This is a genomic window from Siphonobacter sp. SORGH_AS_0500, from assembly GCF_002838835.1.
Classification (GTDB): Bacteria; Bacteroidota; Bacteroidia; order Cytophagales; family Spirosomataceae; genus Siphonobacter.
Genome location: NZ_NHPP01000002.1, coordinates 38,233 through 49,318 on the forward strand (window position 1 = coordinate 38,233; position 11,086 = coordinate 49,318).

The 11,086-nt window shown below is 45.3% G+C and carries 8 protein-coding genes and 2 pseudogenes; 6 read left to right on the forward strand and 4 right to left on the reverse strand.

The features are described 5' to 3' along the window. Positions 1-85: 85 nt before the first annotated feature. Positions 86-1,297 carry a DNA replication/repair protein RecF gene (locus BWI96_RS02255; RefSeq protein WP_106635081.1) on the reverse strand — a complete coding sequence of 404 codons (1,212 nt, stop codon included), beginning with the start codon at positions 1,295-1,297 and terminating at the stop codon, positions 86-88. Positions 1,298-1,427: 130 nt separating this feature from the next. On the opposite strand from BWI96_RS02255, the gene pdhA reads away from it, so the two are divergent. After that, complete coding sequence (pdhA, locus tag BWI96_RS02260) at positions 1,428-2,444, forward strand: pyruvate dehydrogenase (acetyl-transferring) E1 component subunit alpha (protein ID WP_106635082.1); 1,017 nt, start codon at positions 1,428-1,430, stop codon at positions 2,442-2,444. A 148-nt stretch (positions 2,445-2,592) separates the two neighbouring features. Here pdhA and glpK read toward each other — a convergent pair. The 3 genes and pseudogenes from glpK to BWI96_RS02275 all read right to left on the reverse strand — a co-directional run bounded on the left by glpK (position 2,593) and on the right by BWI96_RS02275 (position 6,149). Next, positions 2,593-4,088: pseudogene (glpK, locus tag BWI96_RS02265) on the reverse strand (glycerol kinase GlpK). A gap of 68 nt (positions 4,089-4,156) precedes the next feature. Then, positions 4,157-4,873, reverse strand: coding sequence for an MIP/aquaporin family protein (locus BWI96_RS02270; protein WP_106635083.1), 717 nt, complete (start codon positions 4,871-4,873; stop codon positions 4,157-4,159). A 121-nt stretch (positions 4,874-4,994) separates the two neighbouring features. Further along, positions 4,995-6,149, reverse strand: a complete 1,155-nt coding sequence (locus BWI96_RS02275) for a DUF748 domain-containing protein (protein ID WP_106635084.1) — start codon at positions 6,147-6,149, stop codon at positions 4,995-4,997. A 128-nt stretch (positions 6,150-6,277) separates the two neighbouring features. On the opposite strand from BWI96_RS02275, the gene BWI96_RS02280 reads away from it, so the two are divergent. The 5 genes and pseudogenes from BWI96_RS02280 to BWI96_RS02300 all read left to right on the forward strand — a co-directional run bounded on the left by BWI96_RS02280 (position 6,278) and on the right by BWI96_RS02300 (position 11,064). Further along, on the forward strand, positions 6,278-7,180 hold the full coding sequence (locus BWI96_RS02280; RefSeq protein ID WP_106635085.1) for an AraC family transcriptional regulator: 903 nt from the start codon (positions 6,278-6,280) through the stop codon (positions 7,178-7,180). A gap of 87 nt (positions 7,181-7,267) precedes the next feature. Then, positions 7,268-8,098, forward strand: coding sequence for an SDR family NAD(P)-dependent oxidoreductase (locus BWI96_RS02285; protein ID WP_106635086.1), 831 nt, complete (start codon positions 7,268-7,270; stop codon positions 8,096-8,098). 4 nt (positions 8,099-8,102) lie between these two features. Beyond that, positions 8,103-8,932 (forward strand): annotated as a pseudogene (locus BWI96_RS02290) (SDR family oxidoreductase). Between the two features lie 477 nt (positions 8,933-9,409). Next, a complete protein-coding gene (locus BWI96_RS02295; RefSeq protein ID WP_106635087.1) occupies positions 9,410-9,817 on the forward strand; it encodes a hypothetical protein in 408 nt (135 codons plus the stop codon). Positions 9,818-9,981: 164 nt separating this feature from the next. Next, positions 9,982-11,064: an efflux RND transporter periplasmic adaptor subunit gene (locus tag BWI96_RS02300; protein WP_106635088.1), complete on the forward strand. Its 1,083-nt coding sequence runs from the start codon at positions 9,982-9,984 to the stop codon at positions 11,062-11,064. Positions 11,065-11,086: the final 22 nt, after the last annotated feature.

The following is an 11,086-nucleotide window of genomic DNA, read 5'->3' on the forward strand; positions in this document are numbered from 1 at the left end:
GAATTATAAATCCAAACGAGCAGCGGGGTCTCATGAACTGGTACGAGATGGATCTCGCACCAGTTCATGAGACCCTATTCAACCTTTAAGTCGTTCGGATAATATTCGCTGTAATCCCCGATTCTGCTAATAAAGACTGCGTTCGTTCGGGGCGAGCATCGGTTAGAAACACCTGGCCAAAGGTACCGTCCTGCATCATATCCATAAGCTTGGCAATGCGGCGATCGTCCAGTTTATCAAAAATATCATCTAGCAGTAAAATGGGTTGATGGCCTTTTTCCTGGGTTAATAAATGAAACTGAGCCAGTTTTAAAGCGACCACAAAAGATTTTTGCTGACCCTGCGAACCAAATTTTTTCAGCGGATACGAGTCAATTTCAAAGACAAAGTCATCCCGGTGTATACCGAGGGTGGTGCGTTGAGCGGCCACATCCCGGTGGCGATTAAGCCAGAATTGATGCTTGAACTGTTCGATGTCTACTTCAGAGTCATAACGAATCTCTACCGTTTCGCGACTTTCACTCAACTGAGCGTAATGCTCCTGAAAAACCGGGAGAAATTCCTGTAGAAAGCTTTTTCGGATCGCATTTAGCCGTAAAGCCAGCTCCACCAGCGGTTGAGAATAGGCTTCCAGCAGGTCTTCGTCCATGTAATGGCGTTCGTGGAATTGCTTTAATAAGATATTTCGTTGATCCAGAATACGGTTATACTGCAATAAATCGCTCAAATAATCCGGGCGTTGCTGGGACAATACCCCATCAAAAAACTTCCGACGCTCGTCTGAACCTTCCCGGATTAAATCTGTATCGTCAGGAGCGATTAATACCACGGGGAATTTTCCAATATGATCCGCCAGCCGTTCGTACGCTTTACGATCATTCATCACCACTTTTCGCTGACCTCGCGGTAATGAAATGGTAATCTGAGACGAGCGAAGGGGGGCAGCTATTCGGGACTCTTCGGAGGGTTCGGCAATCGTCTCTTCAGAAATAGCCATCGGAGAATGGTTTTCCTCCGAATCATTCGTTATTTTCGCCAGGTTAATAGCAGGCTCGTGAGCCTCGTAACGGGAGAACACGCCGTCTATAAGCACAAAATCCGCCCCATGCTGGATAGACAGAGCATCCTGGCTGGTAAAGGCACTTTTCGTCAGAGACAAAAAATAAATGGCATCGAGCAGGTTGGTTTTGCCACTGCCATTTTCGCCGACAATGGCATTTACCCGCTCGGAAAAGAGAAAGGCTCCCGATTCGTAGGACTTATAATGAGTTAAATGAAGCCGTTCTAGAAAAAGCATCTTTGTGTTTTGACGATTGCAGGCTAATTTCGCCGAAAGTTTTGTACCAGGTTTTCCAAATTCGTGCCTTTGGCCGGAGAAAAAGTTCGGAAAATCAGACGTTATTTCCACTCTTCTAATCCCGCGTGTAATGGCCACAAAAGAAAAAGCCAAAGCGAAGGTAAAATACCCGAAAGAAACCTACCTCTATTGGTTTGAAAATATGATGCTTCAACGGCGTTTTGAAGAAAAAGCCGGTCAGCTCTATGGACAACAAAAAATCCGTGGTTTTTGCCACTTGTACATTGGTCAGGAAGCCTGTTCCGTAGGTTCAGTATCTGCTTTGACGAAAGATGACAAATGGATTACCGCCTACCGTGACCACGGTTTTCCTTTGGCTTTAGGAACGAGCCCCAATGCCATCATGGCCGAATTGTACGGCAAAGCTACGGGTACGACTAAAGGAAAAGGCGGTTCGATGCACATTTTTGACAAAGAAGTAAACTTTGTTGGCGGTCACGGAATCGTAGGTGCTCAGATTCCCCTGGGTGCTGGTATCGCCTTTGCTGAGAAATACCTGAAAACGAAAAACCTGTGTATCTGTTTCTTCGGAGATGGTGCCGTTCGTCAGGGTGCTCTGCACGAAGCCTTTAACATGGCCATGACCTGGAAACTGCCCGTTATCTTCGTGGTAGAAAACAACGGTTACGCGATGGGTACTTCGGTAGCTCGTACGTCAAACGTAACGGATCTGTACACGATTGGTGAAGCGTATGACATGCCTTCAGAACCAGTAGATGGGATGAGCGTTGAAGCCGTTCACGAAGCGGTTAGCCGTGCGGCAGAGCGTGCTCGTGCCGGTGAAGGTCCTACCTTCCTGGAATTCAAGACGTACCGTTATCGTGGTCACTCCATGTCCGATCCTCAGAAATACCGGACGAAAGAAGAAGTAGAAGAATACAAACGCCGTGACCCTATTGAGTGGACCCGGGCAACGATTCTTGAAAACGGTTTCGCAACGGAAGAAGAGCTGACTGCGATTGAAGATAAAGTAAAAGAGCAGGTAGCTGAATCCGTGAAGTTTGCGGAAGAATCTCCCTGGCCAGATCCAAGCGAAGCGTACAAAGATGTGTACGTTCAGGAGGATTACCCATTCATTCAGGAATAGTTATTCGTTGTTGGTTGAGGGTTATGTGTAATAACTTGCAGTCAACGAACTAATGAAAGAAAGCGGGGTAATGATTATCAGTTTTGATAGTCAGTACCCCGTTTCCTTTATTCTAATATCCTAACAACTAATAACCAACAACTTAAAACTATTCTTCCCACCCAAATGAACGCCGCACGGCTTTTCGCCAGCTTCGGTACATGGAGTTCCGTTTGGCTCGGGGCATTTGGGGTTTCCAGGTTTTTTCGATGCCCCAGTTTTGGCGTAAATCGTCCAAATCTTTCCAGTAACCCACCGCCAGTCCGGCAGCGTAGGCGGCACCTAAAGCCGTGGTTTCAATCATTTTTGGACGTACAACGGGTACATTTAATAAGTCTGACTGGAACTGCATGAGTAATTCATTGACCGTCATGCCGCCGTCGGCCCGTAACTCGGATAAGCGGATTCCGGCGTCTTTTTCCATCGCTTCCAGAATTTCCAGCGTTTGAAAAGCGGTAGCTTCCAGAGCGGCTCGACCTAAATGCCCTTTCGTAACAAATCGAGTTAACCCTGCCACCACGCCCCGGGCATCACTTCGCCAGTAGGGAGCGTACATGCCCGAAAAAGCAGGGACAAAGTAGCAGCCGCCATTGTCTTCCACGGTTCGGGCCAGAGCTTCAATATCCGAGCTTTTTTCAATGAGACCCAGGTTATCTCTCAGCCACTGAACCAATGCTCCGGCAATAGCCACTGAACCTTCCAGGGCATATTGAACGGGTTGATTCCCTAATTGATACGCAACGGTCGTGATGAGTCCATGCGTCGATTGGGTTAGAGCATCGCCGGTATTTAACAACATGAAACACCCGGTGCCGTAGGTATTCTTCGCTTCACCCGGACGAAAACAGGTTTGTCCAACCAAGGCTGCCTGCTGGTCACCCAAAATTCCGGCTATCGGTACGCCTTCCAGCACCCCTTTTGCTTTTGCATACACTTCCGAAGACGAGCGGATTTCGGGTAACATTTTTCGGGGAATACCGAAGGTTTCCAGTAACGAATCATCCCATTTCAGCGTCCGTAAATCCATGAGCTGCGTACGGCTGGCATTGGTTACATCGGTAATATGTTTGGCATTTTTGTTACCTCCCGTCAGTTGCCAGATGACATACGTGTCCATCGTGCCAAAAAGGACTTCGCCCTTAATCGCGTCTTTTTCAAGCGTAGCCACATGCTTCAATAACCATTTGATTTTTAAGCTGCTGAAGTAAGTAGCCAGCGGTAAACCCGTCTTTTCCCGAAAGCGATCGGGCCCGCCGTCGGTGGCCAGTTCGTTCACTAATGAACTCGTTCGGGTATCCTGCCAGACAATGGCATTGTAATAAGGCTTCCCCGTAAATTTATTCCAGACGACGGTCGTTTCGCGTTGATTGGTAATGCCGACGGCGGTTAAACTTTTAGTCGTCAGTTTAGCCTTTGCCAGGCTTCTTTAATCACTTCCTGCGTATTCGCCCAGATTTCATCGGGGTTATGTTCCACCCAGCCGGGTTGGGGGTAGTACTGGGTATGTTCTTTCTGGGCCATGGAAATAATCTCGCCCTTTTTATCGAAAATGATGAAACGAGTACTTGTCGTACCCTGATCTATGGAGCCAATGTACATCTTCAGTTTGTAGTTTTCGGTTTACTGGTTTCAGGGAAGGCTCGGCAGCGTAAGAAGCCGGGAGCTACGCTGAATTAATGAAAAGCCATGAATAACAGACTTCCCGCCACGCCGCCCAGTAGAGGAGCCACGACGGGAATCCAGGCGTAGGACCAATCGGAAGAACCTTTGCCGGGAATCGGTAATAAGGCGTGAGCAATCCGCGGAGCCAGGTCCCGGGCTGGGCTCATGGCATAACCCGTTGGGCCGCCTAATGACAATCCGATACTCCAGACTAATAAACCTACGAGATAAGGTCCTAAACCAATGGCTAGTTCACCCGCCCCGGAAATAGAACTAACGCCCAGAATTAATAAGGCTGTGGCAATGAACTCTGAAATGAAGTTACCCGCTGGTTTGCGGACGGCAGGACTCGTAGCAAAAACAGCTAGTTTGAGGCCCGGATCATTTGTTTCAGACCAGTGTGGAAGGTAGTGCAGCCAGACCAGAACGGCTCCCAGAAAAGCCCCAATCATCTGAGCTAACCAGTAGGAAAGCACGTTGGAATAATCGTGATTGGAAACGGCGAAGGCTAGCGTAACCGCCGGGTTCAGATGAGCATCTGCACTTCCAAAGGCTTTGGCTACGAAAATTCCAAGCATCACGGCAAAACCCCAGCCTGCTGTAATGACAATCCAGCCGCTGTTTTCGCCTTTGGAGTGTTTCAAAAGAACGTTCGCTACAACGCCATCGCCCAACAAAATCAACACAAGTGTGCCGACTAATTCACCCCAAAACGGAGAAGGTTGCATAGGTAGACTTAGAGTAATTATTTGAATATTTTCTTGTACAAATAAAAGTATTTGTAAGAATCAGACAAGAAAACACCTAATAAATAACTCTATCACTCTACCTATGCATCATGCATCAAGGTTAATCCTTTTTCTTTTTATCTTTTTTATCGTCCTTACTGCCAAAGACTTTTTCTAGAAAGGTCTTCTTTTCTTCTTTTCGGGTACCCACCGTTCCTAAACTAACTTCATGATCCAGTGAAGGTTGAATGGCCCGGATGAAGGCATTTTGCAAAATATTTCCAATCACGAACCAGACATTGGTTTCCGGTTCCTTGATATCGCCTTCAAAGGGAATCTTTGTGGCTAATTGATCTTTTCGCTGGTTTTTAAAAATCTGGGCAACGCCTCCGGCAATACCCTCCCAGATTTTCTGCAAAAGGGTGTCGTGTCGGTCTTCAGGGCCTAGCACTTTCAGGTTAGTAATGAGGGGCTTCACATAACCGTCAAAACGACCATTTTTCGCCGCCGCCTCAGAGTAAAGCCCAAAGCTTCCGCGGTTAATATCGACACTAGCGTAAGCCTTAAAAAAGTCATTTAGCTTAACCAGATTGGTGTTTTTTACTTCAGCGTTAACGTCAAAAGTAGGCCGGGGACTCATCGGGTTTAACCGGGCATTGATGGTCAGAGTGCCCTCGTACACATCGGCTTGAGCGGTAACGGTGGCGGGCAGTACGCTCGTAGAATCGTAGCTATTTCGCAAATTGAGGGCCAGCAGATGAGCATTGGTAAGGGCAATGTCTACTTTAGGGCTGGAATGCTCATCGATGTAAGCAATACGACCGTTATTAATTTCCACCCGGTTTACATCCAGTGGCATGAAGTTATTCAGCAGGGTACGGAAATCGCTGGAGTCTTTCTGCACCTGATTAGGCTCAACCTTATCTTTCGTAAAACGTAACGTAGGCGAGTCAAAAACCAGCTCACCCACAATTCCACCTTTGAAAAGAGCCTTCCATTCTACTGAAAGATCAATCATTTTTGCCCCGAAAAATGCCGTTTGCTGCTGCGAAGCTGAATCATACTTATTAAGATATACGCTGTCAATTTTATAAGCTCCCCGTAACAAAGCCAGATCAATGTCTTTGATATGGCCGCGGTAACCATCCATGGTAGCCAGCGTTTTATTGGCGTAATACAGAATGACATAGGGCAGAGCCAGCCGAATCACAACGAACAGAGCTAGTACGGCGAGAACAATTCGCCAGGTTTTCTTTTTCCGGGAAGTGGTTTTCATAAAGCTAAGGTTGTTGGAAGGTTTTTAATGCAGAAAAATCAATGCCAAACAGGGAGGTTACCTGACTAGTGCTTGGCATCAAGGAGTAAGAATACAGAAATTCCGTTTGATTTTTGTAAGTTTGTTTTATGGAAAAGACGGAAAGCGTTCAGGATTTTTATTATCATAAATTCAATCAACTACCCCATAATTTTCAGCCCAGCGTGGGTCACTTCAATGTCTTTCGGCTGGAAGATTGTTTTCGGCCTGAAAGTACGCCCATCCATTACAGTCGACGAGAGTTTTATAAAATTTTGCTGATTCGGGGTCGAAACCTGTATCATTATGCGGACAAGAGTATCGAAATTTCCGGTACGACCTTAATGTTTTTCAATCCCCAGGTGCCTTATACTTGGGAGGCTCTTTCCGAAGAGCGAACGGGTTATTTCTGTATTTTCACGGATTCCTTTTATACGGAAAGGTACCGAGGGAATATCGGTGAAATGCCGATGTTTACTCCCGCCGGAAAACCCGCTTACGTGCTTACTGAAGAACAGGATCGGCAGGTTTCTGCTTTATATGATAAGATGCTGGATGAAATGGCTGGTGATTACCAGTATAAATACGATCTCTTGCAGAGTTATACGATGGAGTTGATTCACACGGCTCTGAAGATGCAGCCAACGCAGACGATTTATAAGCATGCTGACGCGAACACGCGAATCACGACTGTTTTTACGGAGTTACTGGAACGTCAGTTCCCGATTGAAACACCCGTACAACGATTTACCATGCGTTCGGCCAGCGACTTTGCCGACCAGCTTTCCATGCACGTCAATCACCTGAACCGGGCCGTTCGGCAGACAACCGGTATGACCACTTCTTCCGTAATCGCTCAGCGAGTATTGAACGAAGCCAAAGCTTTACTCAAGCATACCGACTGGAATATTTCTGAAATCAGCTACAGTCTGGGTTTCGAAGAAGCAACGCATTTCAATAATTTTTTCAAGAAACACACCCAGCAAAGCCCAACTGTTTTTAGAACTGTTTGATTTTTGTAATCATTCGTTTGTTCTACGTAAAGTCCAGCCATTAGCCTGATTCTACCTTTGTGTCAACCAAAAAAGGTAGAAAAAGCTATGAAAAAAGTATGGTTTATTACCGGAGCATCCAAAGGCTTAGGGCTGGCTCTGGTTAAAAAATTACTGGCAGAAGGCCACTCGGTCGCTGCTACTTCCCGCTCGTTTGACAGCCTAGTGCAGGCGGTAGGAGCGTCTTCTTCTTCATTTTTACCCCTTCAGGTGGACCTTACCAGCGAAAGTTCGGTTCAGCAAGCCATTACGCAAACACACCAGACTTTTGGAAAACTCGACGTGATCCTTAATAATGCGGGTTATGGGATTGGTGGGAGCATTGAAGAGCTCAGCGATGCGGAGACACGGACGAGTTTTGATGTTAATGTTTTCGCTACGCTGAACGTCATTCGTAAGGCTATGCCCCTGCTGCGGGAGCAGCGTTCCGGTCACATCATTAATATTGCTTCCATTGCTGGCTTTTCGGCCAATACGGGTTGGGCTATTTATTCCGCCAGCAAGTTTGCGGTGGTTGGTTTTTCAGAAGTATTAGCCGAAGACGTTCGGGAGTTGGGTATCAAAGTAACCGTGTTGGAGCCGGGAGCGTTCCGCACCAGTTTTCTTACCGAAGAATCCCTGGTATTCGCCCAGGAGCAGATTGCTGATTATCAATCCATCCGGGATTCTCATGATAAATATCGCCACATGAACGGCACCCAAATAGGAGATCCTGATCGGGCCGCGGAGGTTATTCTTTCCCTGACTACGATGGAAAATCCGCCCGTTCGCCTTTTCATGGGAAGTGATGCCTACAAACGGGCTACGCAAAAAGTGAACCTGCTTCAACGGGAGTTAGAAGAGTTTAAAGCAATTTCTTATTCAACTGATTTTCAATAAATAAATGAAAAATATATGGTTTGTGACGGGAGCCTCCAAGGGTTTGGGTCTCTCGCTGGTTAAAAAATTATTGGCTCAGGGATATGCTGTGGCTGCCACTTCGCGTAATAAAAAATCATTGCAGGAAGCAGTGAGTGAAACGGACCAGTTTCTGGCTTTGGAAATGGATCTTTCGAGTGAAGCTTCCGTACAACAGGCGGTGAACCAGACGCTAGAGAAATTTGGTCGTATAGACGTAGTAGTGAATAATGCAGCTACGGCCAAATCGGAAGTCTGGAAGAGTTAAGCGATACCGAGTCCAGAGACAATTTTGAGGTAAATGTCTTTGGTTTGCTGAATGTGATTCGGGCTACCATGCCCCAGTTACGAGCCCAGCAGTCGGGGCGTTACTATAATATTTCTTCCATTGGTGGTTTCTCAGGGGCTTTCCCCGGTTGGGGGATTTATTGTGCAACGAAGTTTGCTGTACAGGGGCTTTCCGAGTCTTTCGCGGCTGAATCTGAAGCTTTTGGTGTGAAGGTGACCATTGTTAGCCCCGGTTACTTCCGTACGGATTTCCTGACCGATAACTCCCTGGGCTTACCCAAACAGCCCATTGAAGCCTATCAGGCCGTTCGGACTTCACAGCAGATGCATCGCGAACAGATCAATCAAGCCCAGCCCGGTGATCCGGAAAAAGCGGTTCAGGTATTAATTGATTTATCTCAGGTAGAGAATCCTCCATTACACCTATTCTTAGGAGAAGATGCATACACGACCGCTGAGACTAAAATTCAGAACGTTCAAAAAGATATGGCAGACTGGAGAAGCGTAGCGACATCAACTGGATTTTAATGATATTAAATTAGATTTAAAAAGGTTATGCTTATTTCTAAGCATAACCTTTTTGCTTTACGATTGAAATAACTTTTAAAAATACTTTATGTAAATCATTTACAGTCAATTGGTTAATTCAAGTAATCCATTTTTTGAATGTATGGATTTGACCTATAAAGCCCACAAACGTCATTGGTAAAGAGGTTGAATATCATTAAGAAAATGGATCATTTTAATTCCATTTTAATCTGTATTCAAGATGGATTTTATGTGATGCGTCTACTTTTGAAGTACAAAGGGAGTAGAAGTAACAGTTAAGTTTCTGATTATCAGTGTTATAGGTAATTGGTTAGAGGTCTGTTATTAGATAGATTTTAAATTATCTTCTTTTTGTTACATAATGATTATAAATGCTTTTTAATCTCAGTCATTAACGGTTAGAAAAGTGTTTTAATAACGGGTGTCCTGCTTAATTCAGGTTCTTTTTAATCAACGATGAAGGTGCTAATTCGATTCTTGTTATCGCTAAGTTTTATCCTTCTAAATGGATACAGTTACTCCTACGCTTCGTCGTATGAGAATCCTATTCATTATTCCCCCGTCCAGATTAAAAAGTCAGTTAAAGAAGTTTCTGCAAACGAAGGATCCTTACTAATCAAAACCATTCCATTCACGGCTGAAGAAGCTACGGATTCAATTGAAACTGCTGAAAGGAAGGTTGAAGAAGAGGAGCTCAAATCCTTGGAGAAAAGCCTGGAAGTAAGCCAGTATTTCTCCAGTTTCTACGATGCCTTAACGTCCGTATATGATCATCGTTACGTTAATCATCCTTATTCTTTCTACACAAAATCTTCAGGTACATCCGCTAATAAATACATCGTTTTGCGGGTGCTTCGCTTATGATTCAAGAAGCAGTCATTTGTGTTTAAATGGCTGATTATAAATAGATTAATCATTGATTTTAAGTCTGGCTACCAAGTTTAAGTGGGCCGGATCCCATTACCCTTTTCCTACTTATATCCATTTCGAAAACCGTATTGCTCCCTAAAAGCAAAACCGCTCCCGCTATGAAGAGAATTCTCATGCTGATGAGCTTGTCTGGCCTGTTCTACCTAACAAGCTGTGAATCAAAACACGAAGAAAAGGAAGAAGAGACCAAGTATCTGGTCACCAGTCCTGCTCAAATGGACACCCTAATTACACAGAATTATGTGTGTCAAATCCACTCCATTAGTCACATCGAATTAAGAGCTCAGGAGCGAGGTTACCTTCAGAACATTTACGTAGACGAGGGTAAGTTCGTGAAGAAAGGCCAGCTGTTGTTCCGTATCATGCCTAACATCTATCAGGCTGAAATGGAAAAAGCTCAGGCTGAGGCAAAAGCCGCTGAGATCGAAGTGGAAAATACCAGACCACTGGCGGAGAAAAACGTCGTTGCTAAAAACGAACTGGCGATGGCCAATGCCAAACTGGAAAAAGCCAAAGCCGAACTTTCCTTAGCTAAAGTACACCTTCAGTTTACCGAAATCCGGGCTCCTTTTGATGGCATTATCGACCGTTTTCAGGTTCGGTTAGGAAGCTTGGTGGATGAAGGTCAGTTATTAACCACTCTTTCTGATAACCGTCAGCTCTGGGTTTACTTCAACGTTCCTGAAGCTGAGTATCTGAACTTTAAGGCTCATAATCAGACAGATGATAAAATGAAAGTTCATCTGTTGATGGCTAATAACGAGCTTTTCCCACACGTAGGGGTGGTTGAAACCATTGAAGCGGACTTCAATAACGAAACGGGTAATATTGCTTTCCGGGCTACCTTCCCCAACCCTAAAGGTCTGTTACGTCACGGTGAGACGGGTAATATTCAAATGACCGTTCCCCTGAAAAACGCCCTTATTATTCCGCAGAAAGCCACCTTCGAGGTGCTTGAAAAACGCTACGTTTTCGTAGTTGGAAAAGATAATAAAGTACACACTCGGGAAATCAATATCGCCGCTGAAATGCCGGACTTATACGTCGTAAGAGACGGTTTGAAGGCGGACGAGAAAATTCTATTAGAAGGTATTCGGAAAGTGAAAGATGGTGACAAGATCACCTTCGATTACGAAGACCCCAAAGCGGTAATTCCGAAACTGAAAGTGTATTCCGAGTAGTACAAGCCTTTAAAAGAGCAAG

What these genes read in the sequence shown, in the direction of transcription:
- BWI96_RS02255 (WP_106635081.1), bottom strand. Translation starts at nt 1,297, where the DNA reads ATGCTTTTTCTAGAACGGCTTCATTTAACTCATTATAAGTCCTACGAA.
- pdhA (WP_106635082.1), top strand. Translation starts at nt 1,428, where the DNA reads ATGGCCACAAAAGAAAAAGCCAAAGCGAAGGTAAAATACCCGAAAGAA.
- BWI96_RS02270 (WP_106635083.1), bottom strand. Translation starts at nt 4,873, where the DNA reads ATGCAACCTTCTCCGTTTTGGGGTGAATTAGTCGGCACACTTGTGTTG.
- BWI96_RS02275 (WP_106635084.1), bottom strand. Translation starts at nt 6,149, where the DNA reads ATGAAAACCACTTCCCGGAAAAAGAAAACCTGGCGAATTGTTCTCGCC.
- BWI96_RS02280 (WP_106635085.1), top strand. Translation starts at nt 6,278, where the DNA reads ATGGAAAAGACGGAAAGCGTTCAGGATTTTTATTATCATAAATTCAAT.
- BWI96_RS02285 (WP_106635086.1), top strand. Translation starts at nt 7,268, where the DNA reads ATGAAAAAAGTATGGTTTATTACCGGAGCATCCAAAGGCTTAGGGCTG.
- BWI96_RS02295 (WP_106635087.1), top strand. Translation starts at nt 9,410, where the DNA reads ATGAAGGTGCTAATTCGATTCTTGTTATCGCTAAGTTTTATCCTTCTA.
- BWI96_RS02300 (WP_106635088.1), top strand. Translation starts at nt 9,982, where the DNA reads ATGAAGAGAATTCTCATGCTGATGAGCTTGTCTGGCCTGTTCTACCTA.